18 protein-coding genes are annotated in these 25,184 nt (G+C 43.6%); 2 read left to right on the forward strand and 16 right to left on the reverse strand.

The features are described 5' to 3' along the window. Positions 1 to 10: 10 nt before the first annotated feature. From L3V33_RS13445 to L3V33_RS13510, 14 genes are all read right to left on the reverse strand, one after another. The gene (locus tag L3V33_RS13445) at positions 11 to 1,153 is read right to left on the reverse strand and encodes an MFS transporter (protein ID WP_237290608.1); all 1,143 of its coding nucleotides are present in this window, start codon (positions 1,151 to 1,153) and stop codon (positions 11 to 13) included. A gap of 45 nt (positions 1,154 to 1,198) precedes the next feature. After that, on the reverse strand, positions 1,199 to 1,930 hold the full coding sequence (locus L3V33_RS13450) for a GTPase (RefSeq protein ID WP_102551805.1): 732 nt from the start codon (positions 1,928 to 1,930) through the stop codon (positions 1,199 to 1,201). A 75-nt stretch (positions 1,931 to 2,005) separates the two neighbouring features. Continuing rightward, the gene (locus tag L3V33_RS13455) at positions 2,006 to 2,149 is read right to left on the reverse strand and encodes a hypothetical protein (RefSeq protein ID WP_157938716.1); all 144 of its coding nucleotides are present in this window, start codon (positions 2,147 to 2,149) and stop codon (positions 2,006 to 2,008) included. A gap of 519 nt (positions 2,150 to 2,668) precedes the next feature. Further along, positions 2,669 to 3,541: an alpha/beta hydrolase gene (locus tag L3V33_RS13460; RefSeq protein WP_237290609.1), complete on the reverse strand. Its 873-nt coding sequence runs from the start codon at positions 3,539 to 3,541 to the stop codon at positions 2,669 to 2,671. Between the two features lie 530 nt (positions 3,542 to 4,071). Further along, complete coding sequence (locus L3V33_RS13465) at positions 4,072 to 4,836, reverse strand: hypothetical protein (RefSeq protein WP_237290610.1); 765 nt, start codon at positions 4,834 to 4,836, stop codon at positions 4,072 to 4,074. A 2-nt stretch (positions 4,837 to 4,838) separates the two neighbouring features. Next, a complete protein-coding gene (locus tag L3V33_RS13470) occupies positions 4,839 to 5,888 on the reverse strand; it encodes an AAA family ATPase (protein ID WP_157939779.1) in 1,050 nt (349 codons plus the stop codon). After that, entirely contained in the window at positions 5,881 to 7,005 is a 1,125-nt protein-coding gene (locus L3V33_RS13475) for a DUF262 domain-containing protein (protein WP_237290611.1), read from the reverse strand. The genes L3V33_RS13470 and L3V33_RS13475 overlap by 8 nt, the downstream gene beginning before the upstream one ends. A gap of 409 nt (positions 7,006 to 7,414) precedes the next feature. Next, entirely contained in the window at positions 7,415 to 9,838 is a 2,424-nt protein-coding gene (gene pheT, locus L3V33_RS13480; protein WP_237290612.1) for a phenylalanine--tRNA ligase subunit beta, read from the reverse strand. Between the two features lie 18 nt (positions 9,839 to 9,856). Continuing rightward, entirely contained in the window at positions 9,857 to 10,840 is a 984-nt protein-coding gene (gene pheS, locus L3V33_RS13485; protein WP_004734764.1) for a phenylalanine--tRNA ligase subunit alpha, read from the reverse strand. A gap of 419 nt (positions 10,841 to 11,259) precedes the next feature. Continuing rightward, positions 11,260 to 12,432 (reverse strand): GGDEF domain-containing protein, encoded by a 1,173-nt coding sequence (locus L3V33_RS13490; RefSeq protein ID WP_237290613.1) that lies wholly within the window; start codon positions 12,430 to 12,432, stop codon positions 11,260 to 11,262. 271 nt (positions 12,433 to 12,703) lie between these two features. Beyond that, positions 12,704 to 13,936 (reverse strand): hypothetical protein, encoded by a 1,233-nt coding sequence (locus L3V33_RS13495; RefSeq protein ID WP_237290614.1) that lies wholly within the window; start codon positions 13,934 to 13,936, stop codon positions 12,704 to 12,706. Positions 13,937 to 13,945: 9 nt separating this feature from the next. Then, positions 13,946 to 14,701 (reverse strand): outer membrane lipoprotein-sorting protein, encoded by a 756-nt coding sequence (locus L3V33_RS13500; protein ID WP_237290691.1) that lies wholly within the window; start codon positions 14,699 to 14,701, stop codon positions 13,946 to 13,948. Positions 14,702 to 14,796: 95 nt separating this feature from the next. After that, positions 14,797 to 17,304, reverse strand: coding sequence for an MMPL family transporter (locus L3V33_RS13505; RefSeq protein ID WP_237290615.1), 2,508 nt, complete (start codon positions 17,302 to 17,304; stop codon positions 14,797 to 14,799). A 120-nt stretch (positions 17,305 to 17,424) separates the two neighbouring features. Beyond that, on the reverse strand, positions 17,425 to 18,210 hold the full coding sequence (locus tag L3V33_RS13510; protein ID WP_017074568.1) for a TetR/AcrR family transcriptional regulator: 786 nt from the start codon (positions 18,208 to 18,210) through the stop codon (positions 17,425 to 17,427). 554 nt (positions 18,211 to 18,764) lie between these two features. Between L3V33_RS13510 and L3V33_RS13515 the strand changes: the two genes are divergently transcribed. Together L3V33_RS13515 and L3V33_RS13520 are read left to right on the forward strand one after the other, a co-directional pair. Then, positions 18,765 to 19,562, forward strand: a complete 798-nt coding sequence (locus tag L3V33_RS13515; RefSeq protein WP_054543217.1) for a hypothetical protein — start codon at positions 18,765 to 18,767, stop codon at positions 19,560 to 19,562. Continuing rightward, complete coding sequence (locus L3V33_RS13520; RefSeq protein WP_237290692.1) at positions 19,483 to 20,256, forward strand: hypothetical protein; 774 nt, start codon at positions 19,483 to 19,485, stop codon at positions 20,254 to 20,256. Before L3V33_RS13515 ends, L3V33_RS13520 begins: the two co-directional genes overlap by 80 nt. Before the next feature lie 150 nt (positions 20,257 to 20,406). On the opposite strand, the gene L3V33_RS13525 is transcribed toward L3V33_RS13520, so the two are convergent. Next, positions 20,407 to 20,901, reverse strand: coding sequence for an outer membrane beta-barrel protein (locus tag L3V33_RS13525; RefSeq protein ID WP_114633312.1), 495 nt, complete (start codon positions 20,899 to 20,901; stop codon positions 20,407 to 20,409). Positions 20,902 to 21,043: 142 nt separating this feature from the next. Further along, on the reverse strand, positions 21,044 to 25,144 hold the full coding sequence (gene hrpA, locus L3V33_RS13530) for an ATP-dependent RNA helicase HrpA (protein WP_237290616.1): 4,101 nt from the start codon (positions 25,142 to 25,144) through the stop codon (positions 21,044 to 21,046). Positions 25,145 to 25,184 lie beyond the last annotated feature (40 nt).

The raw sequence follows: 25,184 nt of genomic DNA on the forward strand, positions 1-25,184 counted from the left end.
ATGAGTGTCGCTATTGTTTCTGTAGCTTATCGAATCCATTAATTCGCTGATGAAGCTGCGTTCCCATAGTCAACGAAACCAACAGGCTAATCAAAGCAATCACTGCCCCAGATACAAACACCCATTGATAACCAGACATCCAGATGATTCCCAACAAAAAGGGGAGGAACACCGCTGCAATATGGTTGATAGTGAATGACAAACTCGCCGTTGAAGCCACTTCATCTTCCCTAATTGTCTTTTTAAAGTAGGTGTTTAAAGCTATGGCAAAACTAAAAATGATACTGTCGATAACATACAACCCCGCAGCCGCATAATGATCATCCACAAATGCGTAAGATAGGAACACCAACACTAACGCGGCATACTCAATGATCAAAGCCAGCCTCTCTCCTACTCGATCGATAAGTCTCCCAACATAAGGTAGAGCAAGAGTCGCTGCTAAGCTGGATACCATAAATAAAGCGGCCATCATCGCAATCGTATATTGAAATTTGGTCACCATCAGTAAGCCAGCAAAGGCCACAAAGATCTGTCTTCTTGCCCCACTCAAAAAGGTAAGAATGTAATAGGTCGTGTATTCACGTCGGACAATGAGTTTAGTGTGTTGTTTAACCTCTGTTTGAGTATTTTTAAATGTGACTAAGTAAACCGCTAGCCAGAAACATATTGCTCCACAAGTAAAGAAAATGACCTTATCTGAAACGTCAAAAAGATAACTCGCGACCATAATGCACAGAAAAGTCACCATCGAGAAAAACGAGGCAGCAGAGCGAATCTTTCCCATTGATTCACTAAAGTTCTCGGTCGCTAACAATTGTGTTGAGAGTGATTTGTTCACCGCTTCTAAATAATGAAAGCCAATAGACATGATCGTTGTGCTGAAATAGAAGCCATAAATCGAAGGCAAATACCCAGTCACGGCAACACCTAGCCCTAATATTGCAACCGACAATACCGCGACTCTTTGTTCTGAAGCGATGAACAACAGAAACAAAACAGTAAATGAAAGCAAGCCTGGGATTTCCCTAACACTCTGCAATACACCCACATCAGCCCCGGTCATAGCAACAGTGTCGACAGCGAAGTTATTCATCACGACTCGCCATCCAGTATTCGCTATCACTGACGAGATAGCGATGATAACCAACATCGCGAATGAGCTCCGCGATGTTAAAACCCTAAGCCAGAGAGTCATTTAAGCCGCCGATTCTAAAAGAAAGTCTTGAATATGATCGCGCATGAATAAAGCCATCGAAGAAAGGTCTTCCCATGTTTCTTTATTCGTGTGAGTAATGCACTCAACAAAAACTTTGCTTAAATGTGGTTCAGCATGTAACCAACGACTGACATATTGTCCGGTGTAACACACGTGCTGCATTTCATCTTCTAAGATTTTTTGAATCGTTGGACGCATTTGTTTCATGTAATCATCGTCAGACTCATCAATGATCGCCAAATGCAGTAACAGTAAACGCCACGAACGTATTTCAATAGAATGAACCCTAAAGAGGAATGTCTTGAGCTCATCGTCAAAGTTCATGACTTTATCTAACTCATATTGAACTTCATGTTCATGCGTTTCTGTCTCGTACCCAGTAAAAGGGATAAGGCTGGCAAACAACGTAGAATGATTCATTTCATCGTTATAGTGACGCAACATAAGCGGCCTTAATTCATCATCTGCATACCGCTCTGCGATCATTCGTAACCTTGCCGCACCTTTAGCTTCATCGATTGCATTGTGCAAAAGGTAGTAAGCCATCATCTTTTTATTTTGAAAAATAGTTCGAGCCAAACCATTCATCATCTCAGAAGTGAAAGACAAATCAGATACTAAATATTTCTCGATGCAATCCTTGTACTCTTTTGAAAGACTCACACCTTGAGTATCGAATAAACCATAGAGACTGTTTTGTATATTATTCATAAACCATTCCTTTCCTCAGCATACATCTTCAATAAAGCACTCTCTCGAGTGCCTTATCGAGAGGGAGCAAGCTAGTTAGCGAGACTCTTTCTTGTGGTGTTCTGACGGGGCTGGATTCGGTTCAAAGGCAGCATTTGATCGCACCAGTCTTGGAGGTTGGTTAGAGATATCTTGCTTCTTAAGTTTTAACGATAAAGCCGTTCTTAGTTTTCCGTTCATATTCAGATCCTCAAAATAATGGAATGTTCTGGGCTTGGTAACGATATGCAACAAAGACAAAGAACACTGAGACAATACAGCTCGTTAACAAATTGTTACACGATCATTTTTAGAATGTTATTTTTTGGGATTAATAAGTATTCAGAGAGCTTTTACTTCTTTGAGAAATTCATTGGAGATTATTATTTGTCGCTGACGATGATGTACAAATCAGGTCTGTACCAGTTGGATTGAATAACAAGTAAAACGAAGCCGCGGACTTATCGCTGTTAATGAAATCCCGTGGAACGATTCTAGTAAACCAAATCCTCCCCCCTCTAGCTCCCCCTCAAATGCAGTTCACCGATCTCATTAGATTAACGTTCGAGGGGGAGAACATTCTTTGGCGCTGAACATATAACTGTACTTGTCACGATCGCTATTCAGTTCCTCCCCTTTCCCATTACCAACAAGAGATTGGAGATGTAAACCAAGGGGAGGTTAGGAGGGGATTATCAGTCTATTCTCATGCACAACCACCTACTTCACTGCCTTCACCGCTTCCATCAACGTTGTGTTGAACTGCTGTGGTTGCTCAAGCATTGGGAAGTGGCCTGAGTCTTCAATGTAGTAAATGCTGTAATCCTTGATGTGTTTCTTGTTCGCTTCTGAATCGGTTGGCCATAGGCGAGCGTTGACCAATATTACTGGCACGTTCACGTTCTCATACACACGGTGTGCTTCGCCTGTTACATATTGGTCTAGATAATAGCGGAACTGGTTTATCGCGATTGCTGGCGGTGCTGAGGCCATGTCTTGCGTTACCCAATAAAGTAAATCTGCGTCTACGTCTTTTGGTAGCGAGTCTTTCACGAACATAGTAATGCCAGATTGGAAGTCTGCTTCAAACGGTTTGGTCATTGCATCTAGGTCGCTTTGTGAAACCGCTAGTGCGACGTTTTGCGATGTATCGACACCAATAATGCCCTTCACTCTTTTCGGCATCAGTTTAGCGGCTTCTGCAATAACACCACCCGCCATGGAATGGCCGACTAAGATGACGGATTCGAGTTGTTCTTTCTTGATTACGGCTTTGATATCTTCAGCGAATGCGACCATGGTGTACTCTTCGCGATTAAACGATGAGTTACCGTGCCCTGCTAAGTCCATGGTGATCACTTGGTACTGCTTTGAAAACTCGCTCACTTGGTTTTGCCAAAGCCTGCTGTCTAAGCTCCAACCGTGAATGAAGATCAGTGCCGTGTCTCCACTCCCACTTTTGCCATACGCAATTTGCTCACCATCGTGAGATATCGTAATACCATACTTAACTGTTGAATCGTGAGCTATGGCATTCATGCTACCAAGCGCCATGAATACCAAGAATGTGATGTTTAGAATTAAACGTTTCATAGTGTCTCTCTACTTACTTTGGAGGGAACACAGAAAACGCCCCTCTCAATCAATATAGCCACTATAAAGAGTGAAGTTGTAGACAGGTCAATAGTGATTTATGTAGAAATTTTCTATGTGGTAAGTAGCTAGTTTCCGCCCGAAATTAGTTGTACTGGATAAGTGATAATTACAGAGGTCTGATTTTGAAATGCAGAAGCTGATAATAGGTAAATAGTATGAACTTCGCTTTATCATGATTGCAGCTAGCGAGTCGAAAGTATGCAAAACAAAGGGAGAAAATAAAGTTAGCACTAAAGAATTAGTGGTAGAACAAAGAGTAAACTAGTTTTAGAGGTTTTGTATAAACTGCCAAACACAATTAAAATTGATTGCATATGGTATCGATAGACGTAGTGAACTGTGTTTTCAAGATTTTAAGTGACGTGATATTTTTAACAATACCTCCCCGCATGATACATTTTTAGCCCATACGGAGAGGCTCAATTTAGAAATAGATAACATGAGCCCTAATGAAAGAACTAATCTACTTAAAGCTCTCGAAATACACAGTTTATCTCTTTATCTAACTTCCACAGGTATAAGAATCCGCTAGATAACATGACCTCTATGCTATGGTTAGGCTTTTCTATTACTAAATACCGATCATGGTTATTTTCTGTTGAATACCTTCCCCCAGTATATCTTTTCACAGTCCATTCGGCATGTTTCGCTTCTATAGCACTTTTCCTAGCTCTTGTTTTTCTTCCATAAGAGACAAACTCAATATCTAGACGTTTCTTGGGTAAGATAGTATCGAACAAAAGTTCAGTTGTTATAGCACCACTTATATTCCAATCACTAAAGAAGTAGTTATCACAAATAACAACTTTGCTAGCATCATTACACAATGACTTTATATGATCGAGAAGATCGTTTCTTAGAACACTAGATGTACAACTTTTTGAATAATTCAACTCTACATTAGGTGTGTTCACGTTCAAGTAAGGAAAGCTATGTTTGCTAGTATCTGATGTAAGTATGATTCGATACTTTGATAACTTCGATAATTCCTCTAAGGATTTCGTTGGGTAGCCACCAGATAAAAACCTTGTTAGTAATGCAGGAGAAAATATTGACTCTGCTCCTTCGGCTATCATCGACTGATGGCACCTATGCATCTGACAAGGAGATTCGACAAAAGGCATTTTCAGATGTGAAAACAGATTATGAACCAAACCATGATCCTCGCTTTTGCCATTTTTAAATTTGAAATACTCAATGAATAAGTCATCATCAAGGGTAACCTTAGGCATAGTTATCCCCCCATTTCAATTAGTTCATTAAGTGTTCCATCAAAGAAGCCTGAAGGAAATGAAACCAAGCTATTATTTTTATCTATGTAATGACCATTTCCGTTCAAAAATAGCTGTTGAAACTCTGTTGCAATATGTGCTTTGTAATGAATAACCACTTGATTTTTATCCAAAACCTTCTCAAAAACTTGGTGACGAATTTTGTTAATCAAATGCTCACAGTGCGTTTCGACTACCAACTGAATTCCACTACTCGCGATAAATGAGAAAAATACACCCAACTCTGCTTGAGCTTTCGGGTGAAGATGAATTTCAGGGTTTTCAATTATTACCAAGTCACCTTTTTTCGCAACTAAACACAAAATAATTACTTTGGCGACATAGCTCATCCCTGCACCTAAGTTAAACGGTGATACATGCCCTAGTGTTGCATCTTCAAAATAAACTTGGACTTGCGACGAAGACAAACTTTCTGTTTTTAGTTCTGTTTTAGTATCAGTGACCAGGCTCAACCATCGACTAACTTGATACGCCAGTGTTTTTGATTCTTTAAAACGACAAAGATCTTCAGAAAGAGCTTTATCTTTTACACTATCAAAATATCCAAAAATATATTGACCTGAAGCACCAACTTTACTTGAACTTGTCGCTGAAATCTCTTCAGGTCCTTGTCTATTAGCAGTTAAATAGAATAATTCAGGCGACATATCCTCACTTGACAAGTCAATACCAAAACTTAATTCGCCATCAACTTTAATCCCTTCATTTGTTATGCCAAGCTCATAATTTCCGTCACTACTAATCAAATCTATTCTGATTTCTTTTGCATTGTTATTTTTGTTTCTGATCTGCTTAAAATCATCCAAATACCTAACTAGAGGCTCCATTTTATATTTATTTTCTAATCGAGCATGTCTAATAGATAAGAGTATTGCTTGTATTACAGTAGACTTACCGGATGAGTTCATTCCAGTAATTATTGTAAGTGGTTCAAAATTTAACCGTTCTTTCGTTAAACTCTTAAAATCTTTCAACCCAATATTATTAAGCAAACTTAATATCCTCTATAATTTTATTAGCCAACTGAATTCTACTTGCTAATGCTGACACTGTTTTATAATCAGAATACAACCCTTTATCTTCTCTAATTACATTTTTGTAACCGCTAATTATATCGATAGCAATATTAGATTTTTCATTCGCCAACTTTAAGCGAACATCGTTGTTACTAAAAACCAACATAAGAACCTCGAATAAAGAAATAACGGTCCTATTGTTTGATTCTATGTATTTAAATGCATTCTCACCTAAAGTTCTTAGTACATGATAAAGAGCCCAAACAGTATTATTATGTAGGAAGTCTATAAAATTACTATCACATCTATTTAAAAATTTCATAGAAATAGAATGGAGCTCATTTATATCATTAGTATAAACTGGGTTAGGTATATAGCCATAAGCATATAGATAGAAAGTTAGGTATCTAAGCACCATGTACTCTTTTTGCATTCTACTTGAGTCTGATTTGGCTATTCCAAAAAATAGAAATCGATCATCATTAGAAATTGAGTACAATAAACGAGTTGAAGCTCCCTGGTGTAAGGCATGTCGCATTTCTTGTTGATTTAGTTGAGTTCCGCCACGATTTATCCTATCGAATATATAGAACTTGACCACGTCAGGAGTTGGTGGTTGTACGATATAAGTCTGCAATTGACAATCTTCAAACTTAGCTTGAAGAATTGGGGGTAATTGTTGAAAGCTGAGCCCATTGTAGTGCGGCAACATTTTCAATTTAGACAACAAAAAATTTCCGTCAATGAAATCACAGATAGCTGTCAGCCGTTGTTTACCATCAATAACTTGTTTTAATCCCTCTTCATTTTCAAACAAGTACAACATAGGGATTGGAATCCCCATCAGAACAGACTCAACCAATTCTGATCGTTGTAAATCACTCCAAACGCTGTAGCGTTGAAAGTCCGGAGTGATATCAATTCTGTTCTGTTTTATGTGCCGAACAATTTCGAATATACTAGACTGTTCCTTAGCTATACGAATTGACGTATCGGGTGCCATTTCATATGACGTATCACAACTCTCTATAGCGTCGGCAATCTCGATATCATCGTACACTTCTTGAGGAGGCATCAATTCGATTCTAGACATGCTGAGTCCGTGTAGTTGAAAATAATTTTAATAATAAAGAATTATCGCATATCGCGTATTCTCAGTCAGCTTTTGTTTTTATTGACGTTTTCACATTATCATTAAGAGTGATTAAAAAAAACACTAGCCCACAGTTTCCTAACTCTTTTTAAGCGGTCGTAGTAATCTTGAATGAATCACATTGTTCAATCAAATTTTTGTCAAAGCGAACGTAAGTATAGCCTATTAACTTGCCTAAAATTTTTAGTATAGTAACGAATCAGGTTCCACAATTTGTTTGAGTACATTTGTTCTATTTAACATGAACCGTGCTTTACCAAATTACATTTCTCCCACGATCAATTAATAACCTATTACAAAAAAGGCCTCGCAATGCGAGGCCTTTGGTTTTTCTATCTATCAGAAGAGATTAGTCGCGAAGTGCTGCGCCGAATTTCTCTGAGATTGAAGCTACGATAGCATCTACTGAACCAGCGATGTCTGCATCTTCTAGTGTGCGCTCTACAGACTGTAGGCTAAGTGCGATTGCTAGGCTCTTCTTACCTTCTTCAACGCCTTGACCAACGTATACGTCGAACAGTTTAGCGCCTGTTAGGAATTCACCACCAGCAGCGATACACGCTTCTACGATGTCGCCAGAAGCAACTGCTTCGTCAACAACTACTGCGATATCACGACGGTTTGCAGGGAACTTAGATACAGCTACTGCTTCTGGAAGCACGCGAGTATTGATAGCTGCCCATTCGATTTCGAATACGATAGTACGGCCGTTAAGACCAAACTTACGCTCTAGTTCTGGGTGAACAGTACCAATGATACCCACTTCTTTGCCGTTAGCCATAATCGTAGCCGATTGACCTGGGTGAAGTGCTGGGTTGCGCTCTTTTGCTTCTGAAGAAAGAGATTTGAAGCTATATGCGATTTCGTTTGCAGAAAGCTCAAGAACGGCTTCTAGGTCACCTTTAAGATCGAAGAAATCTACAGTGTTAGTTGCAATGTCCCAGTGCTCTTCGCCACGAGTACCAGAGATAACGCCCGCAAGCATCATTTCTTGGCGCATGCCGTTTTCAGCAGTAGCTTCAGGGATGAAACGTAGGCCTGATTCGAATAGACGAACGCGAGACTGTTGACGCTTCTGGTTGTGAACAACTGTGTTTAGAAGACCTTGGATTAGGCCAAGACGCATTGCTGACATGTCCGCAGAGATTGGGAATGGCAGGATTAGCGGCTCAACACCAGGTACAACAAGCTTTTGCTGTTCTGGTTCTACGAAGCTGTATGTGATTGCTTCGTGGTAGCCACGGTCTACAAGAAGGTCACGAACGCGCTTAAGCGGTTGGTTAGCTTCTTTGTGGTCATTCATTTTAAGTGCCGCTTTAGGCGCTTGGTTTGGAATGTTATCGTAACCGTAGATACGACCTACTTCTTCAATTAGGTCTTGCTCGATTGCGATATCAAAACGCCAAGATGGAGACGTTGCCGTCCAACCAGCATCAGTGCTTTCAACTTCACAACCTAGGCGAGTTAGAATTTCCACTACGTCTGTAGATGGGATTTCGTGACCTAGTAGGCTGTCTAGTTTAGCGCGACGTAGAGCAACTACGTTTGCTTTAGGAAGATCAGCTTCAGATTCGCTGCCGTTTACTGGCGCAACTTCACCACCACAGATTTCAACTAGAAGCTGTGTTGCACGCTCCATTGCTGCTGCTTGTAGCGTTGAATCAACACCACGTTCGAAACGTAGAGAAGAATCTGTGTGAAGGCCGTAAGCACGTGCGCGACCACGGATGTGATCCGGTGCGAAGAATGCTGCTTCAAGAAGTACGTCTGTTGTTTCAGTAGTAACACCAGAATCTTGACCGCCAAAGATACCAGCGATTGCTAGTGCTTTGTTTTGGTCTGCGATAACAAGTGTGTTGCTGTTTAGTTCAGCTTCGTTGCCATCTAGAAGTGTTAGCTTTTCGCCCTGCTCTGCTAGACGAACCACGATACCGCCTTCGATCTTAGCTAGATCAAATGCGTGCATTGGTTGGCCTTGCTCTAGCATCACGTAGTTTGTGATGTCTACAACTGGGTCGATTGAACGGATACCACAACGGCGCAGTTTTTCTTGCATCCAGATTGGAGATTCCGCTTTCACGTTTACGTTCTTAACCACACGGCCAAGGTAACGTGGACAAGCATCAGTTGCTTTGATTTCAACAGATACTGTGTCTTCAATGCTTGTTGCAACAGCGTCAACTGTTGGCTCTGTAACGTCTGCGCGGTTTAGTACGCCAACTTCACGAGCAAGGCCACGGATGCTGAAGCAGTCTGCGCGGTTTGCTGTTAGGTCTACGTCGATAGTTACGTCGTTAAGCTCAAGAAGCTCACGTACGTCCATACCTAGCGTTGTGCCTTCTGGCAGCTCAAGGATGCCGTCAGACTCTACGTCGATACCTAGCTCAGAGAAAGAACAAAGCATGCCGTGCGATGGAACGCCACGTAGTTTTGCTTTCTTGATTTTGAAGTCACCAGGAAGTACTGCGCCAACTGTTGCTACTGCTACAGTTAGACCAAGACGACAGTTAGATGCACCACATACGATGTCTAACAGCTCTTTATTACCTTCTGCATCAACAGCGCCGATATCAATTTTTGTAACTTGTAGTTTGTCTGCGTCTGGGTGCTGACCGCACTCAACAACTTTACCTACTTTAACGCCGGTGAAAACACCCGCAACAGGTTCTACATCGTCAACTTCCAAACCAGCCATAGTGATTTGGTGAGCTAGCTCTTCGCTGTTAATTGCAGGTTTAACCCACTCGCGTAGCCAAGATTCACTGAATTTCATAGTTTTGACTGCCCCGGATTACTTGAATTGTTTAAGGAAACGAAGGTCGTTCTCGAAGAACGCACGAAGGTCATTTACGCCGTAACGAAGCATCGTTAGACGCTCTACACCCATACCGAATGCAAAACCAGAGTATTTCTCAGGGTCGATGCCAACAGAGCGAAGTACGTTAGGGTGAACCATGCCACAACCTAGAACTTCTAGCCATTTGCCATCTTTACGTTTCACGTCAACTTCAGCTGAAGGCTCTGTGAACGGGAAGAATGAAGGACGGAAACGCACTTCAACTTCTTCTTCAAAGAAGTTACAAAGGAAATCGTTAAGAATGCCTTTAAGTTGTGCGAAGTTTACGTTCTCATCAACTAACATACCTTCCACTTGGTGGAACATTGGCGTGTGAGTTTGATCGTAGTCGTTACGGTAAACACGACCCGGAGCAATGAAGCGGAATGGCGGTTTGCCGTTTTCCATCGTACGGATTTGAACACCAGAAGTGTGCGTACGTAGCATTAGATCAGGGTTGAAGAAGAAAGTATCGTGATCAGTACGAGCTGGGTGATCGTCTGCGATGTTTAGTGCATCAAAGTTGTGGAATGCATCTTCGATCTCAGGGCCAGACTCAGTGCTAAAGCCAAGCTCACCAAAGAACTGTTCGATACGCTCAACTGTGCGTGTAACTGGGTGAAGACCACCGTTCTCAATGCGACGACCTGGTAGGCTCACATCGATAGTTTCTTCAGCTAGTTTCGCTTCAAGCTCTGCACGTTGAAGTGCGTCTTTGCGAGCTGCGATCGCTTGTTGAACAGCACCTTTCGCTTTGTTGATCTCTTGACCAGCAGTGCGACGCTCTTCAGGTGGAAGTTTACCTAGGCTTTGTAGTTGAAGAGTTAATTCACCCTTCTTACCTAAATACTGAACTCGCACTTCATCAAGTGCGACTAACGAATCTGCTGTATCAATAGCAGTCGTTGCATTAGCAATGATCTCTTCTAGATGTTGCATCATTTCCTCATCTACCAGTTGGTAGTGTCCGTATCGGATGATTAGTTTTTTTAGATAGCTACACATACTAATCAAACACGCTAACAATGCCAAATTGAATCGTTAAAAGAGCAAGTTATTGACTAAAAACACGGCAAATTTAACAGGATATTAATGAGGAGTAAGAAGAAGTGGAACAATTACTGGTTCCACTTCTTTATTTGGAGGCGAGCTAGGTTTTAGATTTAACGCGGCTAGACTCTAGATTTAAAGTCGCTAGGTTCTAGATTTGAAGCGAGCGGAGCTCTAAAACTAAAGTGAATTGTGTTCTAAATCTGACGTGAGTTATGTTCTAAATTAAAAGCGAGGTACGTTCTGGATCTGAGGTGAACTAAACTCTAACTCTAACTCTAAGTCTAAGTCTAAGTCTAAGTCTAAGTCTAAAGTGAACCGTGCTCTAAATCTGAATGGAACTGCGCTCTAGATTTTAAATGAACTGAGTTCGATATCTGAATCGAGCAAACACTGTTTTTACCTGCGTTTTTCGCTAAATAAACGGACTCATCGGCAGCTTTAACCAACTCATGCATGGACCCAAATTCTTGGGTTATTTCAGCTACACCGACACTAATACTGCCAATCCAAACTTGATTACTGGTTTCAACCTCTAATTCAGACACTTTCTGTCGCGTCGTTTCCGCGATGTGCATGCCGCCTTTAAGATCAGTATCTGGGCAAATCACCAAGAACTCATCACCCCCTAATCGACACACAATATCGTCATTGCGAAACGCATTTTTCAGTTCACGCGCGAGGGTTTGTAACACCAAGTCACCTGCATCGTGGCCACTGGTGTCGTTAATGCGCTTGAAGTGGTCGGCATCAATCATAATGCACACTAAAGGCATGCCAAGTTCTTTGGAGTCTTGCCAATGTACCGCTAACTGTTTAAAAGCACTGCGACGGTTAGGTAATTTAGTGAGTGAATCTGTTAACGACAGTTCTTCAAGTTTCTTGTTCGCTTGTTTTAACTCTGCCGTACGTTCCTCGACTTTTTCTTCGAGTAACTGGTTGAAACGTAACAACTGCTTGTTGCGCTCAGAGACTTGTTCAAATAAGCCGTTAAGAGCAGCGAGTAAAGGGATGGTTGACGAGTCTTTCTGCTTTTCTTCTGCTTCAAACGCTTGTTGAGGTGTTGCCCCCTTTTCTATCGCGGCCACTTGTCGAGCCATGTTTTGGTCGATACCGAGGATGTGGTATGCCAGCCAATGGATTAGGAAATCAAGTAACTGCCGTGCTGACGACTGATCTTCTTCCAAGATGAATGCTTGCATGCTGTAGATATCTCGCATAAACATGCGATGAACTTTGATGTGTTCTTCAATGTGTAAATCGTATACACCGCAATCTCTCATTAAAGATTCTTCTTCTGTAAAATGAAATTCGGCATAGCGTGTGAGATCGAGTAAAGCGACACTCATGTCGTCTATAGAGATAGTATTCTCTGACAACAGGTTTCCGTAGTGGTTGATAAAACCAACAAGGTATTGATGTTGTTCGTCTACGACACCAATGCCTGTTTCAAAGTTATTATCCCAATTGAATGAATTCATATATCCCTTAGGGCCGATACCACCAGCACATTTCACATGCATATTCGGAGGTTATAGATGCTCGAAAAATATAACCATTTTACCTGTGGGACTATTCGATTGTTTGATCCATTTTATAAAAATACGACTTTGAACATTCTAAATATGGCTCATCTTAAATTTGAGACGTTCCCTTTAACAAGAACGCCTCACGAAACCAATGCTAGCTTTTCGGGAAATGCTAACTTGTTGGAAATGCTAAATGGTTGGAAATACTAACTTTTTGTAAAGACTAAAAATAATATTCCAACGCCAGTTCAACAAAATCATCCTTCCGCGCGAAGAACAACAAGTCTTCTGGGGTTTCGTTCTCAAACAACCACGCGTTTAATCGCCACTTGAGGTTGTTGTTAATACGGCTAGATGCTTCGAGCTTTGCACTGTAGACATCGCTGTTATCTAAGTCTTGAGTGATGCCCGTTAACACCTCAGTTCCGTCTTCATCGTTCAAGGCGAAGCGCGCTCCAAGAAACACATCGTTTTGACCGACACTTTGGGCATTGTTGCCTCGGCTGTCGTACAGGTATTCAGCAATAAAGCCAATATCCCAATACGACTCTAGCGCACCAACCCATGTGTATTCAAAGCCTGTCGCAACACCTGTGTGGTTGTCGTAACTGTCGCGATAAATGCTTTCAAGCTTCCATAACCAGTCGCCTATAATGCCTTGCACATCGAGCCCGAAATGCTGCATTTGCGCGTAATACGGCTTGAGTTCATTGCCTTCTACACGATAATAAGGGTCACGATTTGTGCCGCCTAAGTAACTTAAACCGACATCCCAATCGCCGTACATTTGGCTATAGCGCAGTGCTACATCGACGTGCTTTTCTTCTTTCGATGATTCGTAAAGCGCATCGTCTGAAACGGGTACGGGCGTTCTTAACCGACCGTCTTCCCCTGCAAAGGTACGTTCACGAAAATACGGCAGTAACATAGCATCGATGGTTCCCCAGTCTTTGATTGACGTGAAGTGCACCATAGGCTGACCCAATTTTGATTCACCATCGACCGATTCAATGGCATCGGTTTGGTTTACTACGTCCACTAAGTGCGCTGATTCGGTTACACCCCAAAACACCTTACCGACACCGGCTCGCAGTTCGTAATCGTCCCAATAATTGAGATACAGAGCTTCACGAACATCGCCATGGGTTCGTTCATCATCTTCGCTGTCTAGGCGGTAAAAGGGCGTGAAGGTAAAGCTGCCGTTGCCCTCTTGTTGCTCCCAGTAAAACTCCGGTTGCAACACCAATGAGCTTTGCCCTTTATCCTGCCCTTGTAAGCCGTCGCTAAAGAACTGCCTGTGTTCAAGGTTTACCTGCCCTGCAAGTTCTGGGGTGACCTGTTCTACGAACTCAGAACTAAAGCCTGCTGCCACACATGGCAACGACACCTGCATAAGCCCAACGGTCGCCGCCAAGGTTAAAGATAACTGCGTTCCTGTTAACACAATCCTTTTCATATTCTTGCCTTACTTTGCACGTTTAAGTGTGTTTTTTTGGAAATCCTTGTCCTTAAGACCGGTCTGGAACGCTAAATCTGTCGTGGTTAATACCGTACTTTTACCTGTTTGGTGGTTTTGCATCGACATGGTGTGTGCGCGCCAGTATTGGTTTAGGTATTGTTTGTAATCTTGGAACGACAGGGTTTTCAGCAATGCGCCTTTACGGTCGTAAAACTCCACTTGAACTGGGCGGTAATATTGTTGGTCTAACCATACTTTTTGCATGGTGTAGCCAGAGTTTTTATCGGTCGGTACTTGCTCTAAGACAAAGGTATCCACGCCTTCGATTTCGGCGTCTTCAATGTAGTTGAAGGTGTATTTTCCTAGCTCGAACGAGCTCAAGTCTTCGTAAGCAAATTCACTTCCCATAAACGGGCCCGATTTGTTACGTGAAGAGATGCGTTTTACTCGTTTCAATGCTGGTAGATACAGCCATTGATCATCTGATTTCGCTATGTGTGAGTGATTCAAAAAAGCCGTGCCTTTTACGTCACGAGGCTCATCAAAAATGGTCAACCCTTTATCGCCGTCGTCATCAACCTCTAACGACTTCAATCGCATTAGGCGCGAGCTGCTTTCGCCTTGTTTGTTGCGAAGTAGCATTTCCATGGTCGCAACAGAATCGCCCCACCCTATATCGACGGCTTTACGCTGTTCGGCGATCTCTAAGCCTTTCGCAGGATCGGCTAACGCAGGGAAAGCCACGAACGCGCCAATAGTCATCAATGACGTTATTAGTGTTTTCTTTGTAATAGAGTGTTTAAAGCTTTTCATAATGATCTCCTTGAGTCAGCCCACCGCAGCAGGCTGACGATTCCTTACTTGGTTGAAGTAGTCAGTTCGCCAGTTGGGTTAGACGGGCTGGGTTGAGCTTTAGCGGATGACTTTGGTTCGTAATGAGTCTGCTTGTCGAAGATCATCAGTAAGCTAGGTAGCAAGATGAAATCGACCACCAGCGCAATGAAAATCACAATCGCACTGAGTAAACCCATGTCTGAGTTGAGTCTGAAGCTCGACATCGCTAGCACAGAGAAACCCGCCACTAACACAACCGTGGTGATCCACAATGCACGACCAACAGTGTGGAAAGCGTAACGCACCGCTTCTTCCGCTGATTTCCCTTCCATTCTGGCGCGTTGGTATTTACTCAAAAAGTGCACCGCATCATCGACCACGATACCTAGAGTGAGCGTGACTACGACCGATAAACCTAGGTTGATTTCACCGGAGATAAGCGCCCACAAACCAAAGCCGATAATCGCCGGGGCAATGTTTGGCACTAGGCTGATTAGACCTAAGCGAACCGAGCGCAGTGCAAATATCATCAGGCCAGAGATAAGCACTAAGGTGATTGGCAGAGTCGATAGCATGCTCGCCATATTGGTTTCACCGATGTGAGCAAACATCAATGACGGGCTAGATGCGACCACTTCATATTGCGGCGCATTAGCGGCAAACCATGAGTAGATGCGCTCTTCGAGTTCCACCAATTCCACACTGCCTAGGTTGTCGACCGTGAGTACCATTTTGATCGATGATTTATCGACATTGATTTGGTTATTCAAGTCCAAGCCGTAAGGCAGAGACATCTCGTAAAGCAGTAAGTATTGCGCGGCGAGTTCACGGTTAAGTGGCAGTTGGTAGTAGCTGTCGTCATCGCCATGCATGTTCTTGTTCAAACGCATGTAGACATCGGAAAGCGTGGCCACATGATCGGTTTCTGGTTGAACACGCAGCCAATCGGTAAAGTCACCAATCGCTTGCAAGAACACAGGATCGGCAATTGCTTGAGATTCGTTAGTTTTGACCGCGATGCTGATGGTGGTCATGCCGCTTACAGTCTGTTCCATGAAGTCGGCCGCTTGTCTGAACTCGCTTGAGGTATCGAAATACTTCACCGATTCATCATTCACTTTGTTCAATGGAATTAACGCGGCAGCGCCAACAATCACTAAGGTAGAAATCGGCAGCAGTGCTTTGCGGTTGGTCACCACAAAGTCGCCCAACTTATCCATGAAGGTGACTTTGTTTTGTGCAGCTTCATTCGCTGGCAAGGTCTTCACTGGCAAGAGCTTTAGCAGCGCAGGAAGCATAGTCACGGATAGGAAACACGCGATGATAACGCCCAATGCCGATAAGTTACCGAAGTCTCGCAATACTGGAGAATCCGACATGTTCATCATCAAGAAGCCAATCGCGGTGGTGACAGAAGTAATCAAAATCGGCATCGCATTAAGCTTGATACTGTATTGAATGGCTTGGGCTTTCTCCATCCCGCGTTGCATGGCTTGTCTCATGGTCACAATCACGTGAACACAATCGGCAACAGCAAGGGTTAAAACCAAGGTTGGCACGTTAACCGTTGCGGTGCTGAGGAACATCCCTGCCCAGCCAGATAAACCCATGGTCGCGACAATCGAAGAGATAATCACAACTAAGGTAGCAAGCACGCTAAAGAACGAGCGCAGCATAAAGGTTAGGAACACCAACACCACTAACAGCATTAACGGCACCAGTGTGGAGCTGTCTTCTTGAGCCGAGGTCATAAAGGCGTTATTCATGGCAATGATGCCCGCCTTGTGGAATTCGACATTAGGATATTGTGCCTCGTAGCGGTCAATCATGGCGTTGATGGCCGCAATGACTTCTTGCACTTCCGCCGTTTTGTCCACTTCGGGCAATTGCACCGTCACGTTGACAATGGTCACGTCACCAGAAGCCGATACCAATGCATTCTTAAGCAGTGGTTCGTTGAGGGCGATCTGTTTTACTTTAGCGATCCGCTCTGGTGTGTGCTCGTATTCTTCGTACAGCAAATCTTCCACTAACAAGTCGTCTTCAACGGCTTCGGTATGCTGATAATTGGCCAGCGAATCGACACGGCTTGAGTACGGGATCTGCCACGCATCGACCGTGAGGTTTTGAATTAAGGTGAGGGTTTCTGGAGTGAAGACATTGCCGCCTTCAGGTGCGACAACAATCGCAAGGTTGTCGGTTTTCGCAAAGGTAGTTTGAATTTCATCGAACGCCATCAACTGTTTGTTGGTGCCTTCGAAGAATATGTTGTAATCCCCTCTAAAGTAGAGGTTCTTCGCCCCTAATGCAGAGAGCATGATGATTGAAAAAACCACCAGCAGAACGATAAACGAACGCTTGGTCGGTATTGAGTGCCAACTGTTATTTAGATCCCCGTTTACGCTATCGACATTACGGTTATCTCGATTTTGGTGATCGAGAGCGGGCTTCTGGCTGTCATGTTCCATCACAGTCTCCATTTGTGACGATTCGTCATAGTTGTGTCTTAAAAAGCCAGCCGAAGCTGACAAAAGACACAATTCTTAGTCATACACTCAAGAAAACCAAAACAACACTAGGCAAACTTAAGTTTATGACGAATCGTCACTAATGGTTATTAATAAACCCACATAGGTGGGTTTAGTTGAAGCTTATCGACCTACTGACTCTAAGTAAGCGACTTCTTCACTGAACAGTTCTTGTTCTACACGGCGCCAGGTTTTACGGTAATCCCAATCACTCGAAAGGGGCTGCCAGTTGAGGCCGTCTAAAATCATGTTCGCGTTATGTAATACTGAATACGGATCTTGTAACCGCTTGATACAATGACTGTTTGAAGCATTCTGAGACAAAGCATTTGAACCAAATGCGATTGACCAGTTGGCGAATACGATGGCATCTGAACCCACGCCAGAAGAAAACTTTAGGTCACCGGCTTCTACTGCTTGATTGACGAGCAGATCCGCTTGTTCGATAACGATTTCTTCTAATTGATTCATCTCGGCCACGCGTGCACTGGAGGCTTTCTCTAGTACCCATGGGCTTTTCGCCATAATCGCGCAAGTTGATAATACCGGTTCCATACGAGCATAAACTCGGTACGCAACGTGCAATGCGACAATCTTTTCGCGTGAGTTGCCTTCAAACTCTCCAGAACGAGCAAACAACAGTGCCTCAGACTTAAGAGAATGAATACATAACGCTAAAACCACGTCTTCTTTGCTGCAAAAGTGATTGTATATCGTACCTTTAGAATAAGAGCTTGCCGCCGTTAGCCTATCCATCGTGAGGTTTCCGAACCCTTGTTCTCGAACCAGATCTTTTGCTAACAACATCAATTCTACTTCTCGGTCTGCGATGGATTGCTGCTTCTTAGACAGCACCGCTTTGCAACCAAAGATACTTTGTTTATCGCCTTTACAACCAAAGCCAAACATAATTTTTCAGTCCGTATTTGAGCTTAGCTATTACCTAAGCTTAATCAGCATTTAAAACGCTCCTGTCCAATATATTAACACGAATAGTAAATTCATGTGGTTAACCATTTTATGACGCTTCGTCATTTCTGACTTATCGTCATAATAGCGCAAATATTGATCATATCAAGGTGTTTTATAAATTAAATACAACTTATGAATGTATGGATAAATAGGTCAATAAGTAGATAAAGAAATCATCAACAGTCACTAGAGAGAGAAGATAGGCGCTTTCATGAAGACAACACGAAAGTTTAGAAGCTCATTCTTAACGTTAATAGACCACGTTATTTTAAGCCTTGGTGCAGAATCGGCCCCGAAAAAGACGCCCGTAAACCCCATCTTTAGCCACCTTCTGACCTAGAATGAATGAGTGTAGGCTTACTTTTTGGGGCAGACCTCTCCTTATGGTCAATATTTGGCTTACTAATGTCGTTTTCTGTTAAGTTGCTATAAATTCGGTAAGGGGTGACTTACAATAGTGACAACGACTTACCTTTTTTGAGAACACGATATTGAGCGCCAAATATTCTTATTTAGCTTGGCAAGTGAATACTTCTAGCCCAGCGGAAAAGCTGGTTTTATTGATGCTTGCAGATGGTGCTGATGAATTCGGTTACACCAATGTGTGCCTGCAAACGGCAGGTCAGCTTTGTGCTCTCTCTACGTTTGGTTTAGCCGACTGCCTTAAGTGTTTAGTCGACCAAGGTTTCCTCGATAAGGTGAAAGTAGACTATCGAGATAAGAAAGAGATTCACGTTTTCAAAATGCTCATTGAGCAAGAGCAAGCTACGGCGCACGTTGAGGTTCAACCGACCAATAGTATTCCGGTCTACTCTACTGCACCTGCACCTGCACCTGCACCTGCACCTGCACCTGCACCTGCACCCAAGTTTCAGCCTGCTCCGGCACCAATGCAACACATGCAGCAGGCCCCTCGCCCACAAGGTCGAGGCTCAATGAACAGCAACACCGTCTCTACTCATGATCTCAACGAAGAAGAGATACCATCATGGGCAGAACGTGCGTTTAAATTCTCCGGTTTGACCGGTGACCATAGTTTAGTATGGAAGAAATTTGTCCTCTGGTATAAAGCCAAAGCCAATGAATTAATGCCATTATCTCGGATTGAATCCAAGCTGCAGTACTGGCTAGTTAACGAGAAGCAAAATGAAAGACAACAACAGCAGAAGACCTCTCAATATTCAGGAAATGCAGGACAAGCTCAAGGAAATGGGTATAGACAAAAGCTTAGCCCATCTGAACGCTTCAGGCAGCAGCTCATTCAAAAAGGCAAAAAGCCAACCTTCTGAGCCAGCTTCACCTGTTGTACCTGATGCTACCGTACCTGAAGTGATTGAAGCACAAAGTACAGAAGTAAAAGTAGCGACACCAAACGCTGCGGGCTCTGGTGCGTCTCAACAAGTGCCTGTTGTTGATCAAGATCCAGCAGAGCTTGAGCTAACCGATTGGTGTATCCATGTGTTCGGTTCTTTCTTGAGCGTGTACGAAACTCAGTGGGAATACCAATACGGAAGTGAACCGAGCGGTAAGTTTCTTGAGTTTGCCCACTCTGTTGACTCAGACGGCCTTAACCGCGTACTAATGCACTGCCATGAGCGTATTCAACTTGGAAACAGTTGGCCGCCGCAAATGGGTGAGCTTTGGATCCTTAAAGATTCTTTGACTGAAGAAGAGCTGCTTGATAGCCGTATTCGTGTATTGTCGCGCACTGCTGTGAACAAGATTGAGAAGTGGTTAATCCAAAACAAACTGTACGACTTAAAGCGTACGGCTGAAAACAAGCTCGATGGCCTGTTTAAGAAATACTACTTGGAAGCAAAGCGTTTAGATGAGAAAGGCATGCTGGAAACAGAATTGCCGCAGTTCCTGCTTGCCGCTAACTCAGTGAAGAACTTGAACGACTTGAAACGCGAAGAGTATGAAAGCCAACACGGCAAAGCGATGAACCCAAGAATTCAGAAGATTCTAAACAGTAAGAAATAGCGCTCCTCGCTTAACTTATACCACTTAAGTCAGCGACATTACTATTCTACAGATACAAAAATGCCAGCTATCAAGCTGGCATTTTTTATGAATTCTTACGAACTCTTTAACGACTATCCGACCGTTATTTACGATCGCCTTACTGATTAATTACAGTAGGTGGATAGTTGCGTTTAGCGTAAATACGCCAGAGTCGTCATCTTTCATTTTGAAGTTTTGGTAGCTAGCGCCGACAGATAGTGGACCAAAGATGAAGTATTCTGCGCCTACACCGTACATGATATCAACGTCGTCTTGTTTGAAGCTATCGCCTTTCACTTCGTAAGAGTGAAGACCACCCTTCGCATATACGTGAAGAGGACCGAAGTCGATACTTGGTTTGATTGCTAGGTAAGCAGTACTTACGTCAACACCTTGTTTAGCACGGTTACCGTAGCTAACGTTGTCGAAAGAACCAAGATCCCAGTAACCCGCTTCAACACCGATTAGTGGAAGGATACCTGTACCTACGTGGATGCCCATCGCCGTTTCATCTTCACCAGCAAATGAGTTTTGACCACCCATAACACCACCGTATAACCATGAATCAGCCATTGCTGTTGAAGATGCACCTAGCAATACTAGTGCTAATAACGTTTTTTTCATATTCGACCTTTTTCGTCCTAGTGGCAGGCCTTGAGTGGTAATAAATTGCCACCAAGTCGCCCTGTATGTAATAACTATTCAATTAGTAATGCAATAAGCAAGATTTATACCTAAACCTTGCTATTGCGTCTAGCTTTATTCCTTAGCAAGCATCAATCGCGTTTTTAACACGCTTATCTGATACTGGGTAAGGCGTTCCGAGCTGCTGTGCGAAGAAGCTTACACGAAGCTCTTCTACCATCCAACGCACCTCTTTTACATTTTCTGGAACCTCGATCCCTTTTGGGATTTTATTCAGCAACTCTTTGTAATCATTCATTACTGACTCAACTTTGATCATATGCAAGCGATCTTTGTTCGGGTCAATCGGCAGTTTTTCCATGCGGCGTTCAATCGCTCTCATATAGCGTAGAATATCCGGCAGGCGTTTCCACCCACATTCTGTGGCAAACCCCTTAAAAATCAAACCTTCTACCTGAGCTTTTATGTCAGAAAGTGCGAATGCCATTGAAAGATCGACACGTCCTTTGAGCTTCTTACTGATGCTGAATGCGGTCGTTAGGATGGTTTCAACCTGTTGAGCAATCTCAACAACGCTATCGCCCAGCTCTGCACGTACGTGTTCTTTCAGTGCTTCAAACTGCTCTGGTTCCCAAACCAAACCGCCCTTCTCTTCAATCAGCTTATCAATACCACAAGCGATACAGTCATCGATAAGATCGAGCACCTGTCCGTATGGGTTGAAATACAAGCCAAGCTTAGATTTGTTCGGCAAGTTAGAGTGCAAGTATTTGATCGGCGATGGCACGTTCAACAGGATTAAACGACGCTGACCCGATTTCATTGCAGAGATCTGTTCTTGCTCGGTTTCGAACAATTTGATCTCTACGCTGTCTTTAGAATCCACCAGCGCTGGGAAGGCTTTAACATCGTAGCCGCCGCGTTTCTGCTGGTAGACTTTTGGTAACTCACCAAAGCTCCACGTATGCAGGTTTTGCTGTTCGATGTCATCGTCTGCCACTTTAGAAAGCGTTTCTTGAACCTTGTCTTTCAGGCTTTCTTTTAGCTCATGCAAGTCTTTCTGTTCTTTCAGCTTACGCTTGCGATGATCTACGGCGCGGAATGTTACCTTTAAGTGCTCTGGGATCTGGTCTAACTTCCAGTCGTCACGCACCACTTCTACACCTGTCATGCGGCGCAGCTCTTTTTCAAGAGAATCCAACAACGGTGCTTCAAGTGGTGTAACACGAGCCAAGAACGCATCGGCGTAGTTTGGCGCAGGCACAAAGTTACGGCGTAGCGTTTTAGGTAGCGACTTGATTAGGCTAATTACCAGTTCCTGACGTAGGCCTGGGATCTGCCAATCAAAACCGTTTTGGTCAATCTGGTTCAAGATAGGCAGTGGAATGTGTACCGTTACACCATCGTTGTCGTCGCCCGGCTCAAATTGGTAGCTCAGCTTCAGCTTGATACCATTTTGGTGCCAGAAGTTCGGATAATCCAAGTCAGTAACGTGGCTTGCATCACCGCGGAACAGCATCGACTTTTCGAAGTTAAGCAGCTCTGGTGTTTTCTGGCTGGTTTGCTTCCACCATGTATCGAAGTGACGGCCTGAAACAGCCTCTTCGCCAACACGTTGGTCATAAAAGTCGAACAGTTCATCATCATCGATCAAGATGTCACGACGACGCGATTTATGTTCTAGCTCTTCTACTTCTTGCAGTAGCTTACGGTTCTGCTTGAAGAAGGCATGTTTGGTTTCCCACTCACCTTCAACCAAAGCGCTGCGCACGAACAATTCACGGCTGACAGTGGCATCAATCGCACCGTAGTTCACTAAACGTTTCGGGATGATTGGGATTCCGTAAAGCATCACTTTTTCGTGTGCCATTACTGCCGCTTGCTTCTTCGACCAATGTGGTTCGCTGTAGCTGCGCTTAATCAGGTGTTTTGCTAGTGGTTCAATCCATTCAGGCTGAATCTTGGCGATAACACGACCCCAAAGTTTTGAGGTTTCCACCAGCTCAGCAGACATAATCCACTTAGGCTGTTTCTTAAATAAGCCAGACGCAGGGAAGATATGGAAGCGCGCATTACGAGAACCTTGATATTCATTCTTCTCTTGGTCTTTCATACCGATGTGCGAAAGCAAGCCAGATAACAAAGACATGTGAATGCCGTCGTAACTGCCCGGTTCTGTATTCAGCTTGGTATCCAATTCACGCATCGCTTGGTGAATTTGGAAATACACATCTTGCCATTCACGGATACGTAAATAGTTCAGGTAATCTTGCTTACACTGTTTGCGGAACTGGTTACTCGACAGCTCTTTTTGTTGCTGCTTAACGTAATCCCAAAGGTTCACAAACGTGATGAAATCTGACTCTTTATCGAAGAAGCGTTTGTGCTTATCGTCAGACGATTGTTGTTTGTCTGATGGGCGCTCACGCGGATCCTGAATAGACAACGCAGAAGCAATTACCATCACTTCGTGCAGGCATCTATTACTTGGCGCTTCAATCACCATACGAGCTAAACGTGGATCAATCGGCAGCTTAGCGAGCTTGCGACCAATCGCGGTTAGCTTCTTCTTGTCGTCGCCATGATTCTTGTTTTTGTTCGCAGACGGTTCGACTGTCGCGATCGCACCCAACTCTTCAAGCAGCCTTACACCATCTTGAATATTACGTTTATCTGGCGCTTCAACAAATGGGAATGCTTGAATGTCGCCCAAGCCTAGCGCAGTCATCTGAAGGATAACCGATGCTAGGTTAGTACGAAGGATCTCTGGGTCAGTAAACTCTGGGCGTGATTCGAAATCTTCCTCAGAATACAGACGAATACAGATACCTTCCGCGACACGACCACAACGACCTTTACGCTGGTTCGCACTCGCTTGAGATACTGGTTCAATCGGTAGGCGTTGTACCTTGGTACGATAGCTGTATCGGCTGATACGCGCCGTACCCGGGTCGATGACATACTTGATGCCCGGAACGGTTAACGAGGTTTCTGCCACGTTGGTCGCCAGAACGATGCGTCGACCAGTATGAGACTGGAAGATACGGTTCTGTTCACCCGCCGATAGACGTGCGTACAGCGGAACAATTTCGGTATCACGCAAGTTACGTTTACTTAAAGAGTCGGCAGTATCACGAATCTCACGCTCACCGTTCATGAAGATCAAGATATCGCCTTGCCCTTCATCACACAGCTCATCTACCGCTTCAAAGATACCTTCGATTTGGTCACGGTCTGAATCACTTTCATCACCACCTAATGGGCGGTAACGCGTATCAACTGGGTAAGTACGACCTGATACTTCAATGATCGGCGCATTGTTAAAGTGCTTCGAGAAACGCTCAGGATCGATGGTCGCTGATGTAATGATAACTTTAAGATCAGGACGCTTTGGCAGAAGCTCTCTTAGGTAACCCATGATGAAGTCAATGTTCAGGCTACGTTCGTGGGCTTCATCGATAATGATGGTGTCGTATTGGCTTAAGAAACGGTCGTGCTGAATTTCCGCCAGTAAGATACCGTCGGTCATCAATTTGATTTGCGTGTTATCAGATATTTGGTCGTTAAAACGAACCTTATAACCAACAAAATCACCCAACTGTGTTTCCATCTCTTCCGCAATGCGGTTGGCAACTGAACGTGCCGCAAGACGACGAGGCTGAGTGTGGCCAATTAAGCCCATGCGGCCACGGCCAAGCTCAGAACAAATCTTTGGTAACTGAGTGGTTTTACCCGAACCCGTTTCACCCGCCACGATAACCACTTGGTTTTCAGAAATGGCTTTCGCAATATCATCGCGTTTTTGGCTAACAGGGAGAATCTCTGGGTATTCGATGGTTGGTTTGTGCGAGGCACGCTGATTTGCCGTCATCATTGACTTGGCAATGTCTAACGCTATCTCATCGAAGACAACGTTCTTGGATTGTTCGTTTTTAATTCTACTCGCACCAGCAATTCGCTTACTCAGACGGAAGCGATCGCGCATCATACATTCGTTGAGCGCTTTACGAAGAGAAGCTGGGCTATTTTGAGATGCTTTTGTATTGGCTGCTGCTGAATGATCGGCAGGTTTAGCTTTTGGTTGATTAGTTTTTGGTTGTTTAGCTTTTAAATGCTTAGCAGGTCGGTTCGATGCAGGCTTATTCGATTTCGCTTCGTTCTGTGGAGAACTTGGCTGTGCTGCATTCTTGTTGTTGTCTGCTTTTTCCGGAGACGAAGTCAAAGCGTGTCCTATTCTTGTACTTATTAAACTCGCGCGATTG

This window comes from Vibrio sp. A2-1, assembly GCF_021728355.1.
GTDB classification, from domain to species: domain Bacteria; phylum Pseudomonadota; class Gammaproteobacteria; order Enterobacterales; family Vibrionaceae; genus Vibrio; species Vibrio splendidus_K.

Excerpts from the sequence above, each read along its gene's own strand:
- L3V33_RS13465 (WP_237290610.1), bottom strand. The coding sequence starts at position 4,836 with ATGCCTAAGGTTACCCTTGATGATGACTTATTCATTGAGTATTTCAAA.
- L3V33_RS13495 (WP_237290614.1), bottom strand. The coding sequence starts at position 13,936 with ATGAAAAGGATTGTGTTAACAGGAACGCAGTTATCTTTAACCTTGGCG.
- pheT (WP_237290612.1), bottom strand. The coding sequence starts at position 9,838 with ATGAAATTCAGTGAATCTTGGCTACGCGAGTGGGTTAAACCTGCAATT.
- pheS (WP_004734764.1), bottom strand. The coding sequence starts at position 10,840 with ATGCAACATCTAGAAGAGATCATTGCTAATGCAACGACTGCTATTGAT.
- L3V33_RS13475 (WP_237290611.1), bottom strand. The coding sequence starts at position 7,005 with ATGTCTAGAATCGAATTGATGCCTCCTCAAGAAGTGTACGATGATATC.
- L3V33_RS13520 (WP_237290692.1), top strand. The coding sequence starts at position 19,483 with ATGGGTATAGACAAAAGCTTAGCCCATCTGAACGCTTCAGGCAGCAGC.
- L3V33_RS13510 (WP_017074568.1), bottom strand. The coding sequence starts at position 18,210 with ATGTTTGGCTTTGGTTGTAAAGGCGATAAACAAAGTATCTTTGGTTGC.
- L3V33_RS13445 (WP_237290608.1), bottom strand. The coding sequence starts at position 1,153 with ATGTTGGTTATCATCGCTATCTCGTCAGTGATAGCGAATACTGGATGG.
- L3V33_RS13525 (WP_114633312.1), bottom strand. The coding sequence starts at position 20,901 with ATGAAAAAAACGTTATTAGCACTAGTATTGCTAGGTGCATCTTCAACA.
- L3V33_RS13500 (WP_237290691.1), bottom strand. The coding sequence starts at position 14,701 with ATGACTATTGGCGCGTTCGTGGCTTTCCCTGCGTTAGCCGATCCTGCG.
- L3V33_RS13490 (WP_237290613.1), bottom strand. The coding sequence starts at position 12,432 with ATGAATTCATTCAATTGGGATAATAACTTTGAAACAGGCATTGGTGTC.
- L3V33_RS13455 (WP_157938716.1), bottom strand. The coding sequence starts at position 2,149 with ATGAACGGAAAACTAAGAACGGCTTTATCGTTAAAACTTAAGAAGCAA.
- L3V33_RS13460 (WP_237290609.1), bottom strand. The coding sequence starts at position 3,541 with ATGAAACGTTTAATTCTAAACATCACATTCTTGGTATTCATGGCGCTT.
- L3V33_RS13450 (WP_102551805.1), bottom strand. The coding sequence starts at position 1,930 with ATGAATAATATACAAAACAGTCTCTATGGTTTATTCGATACTCAAGGT.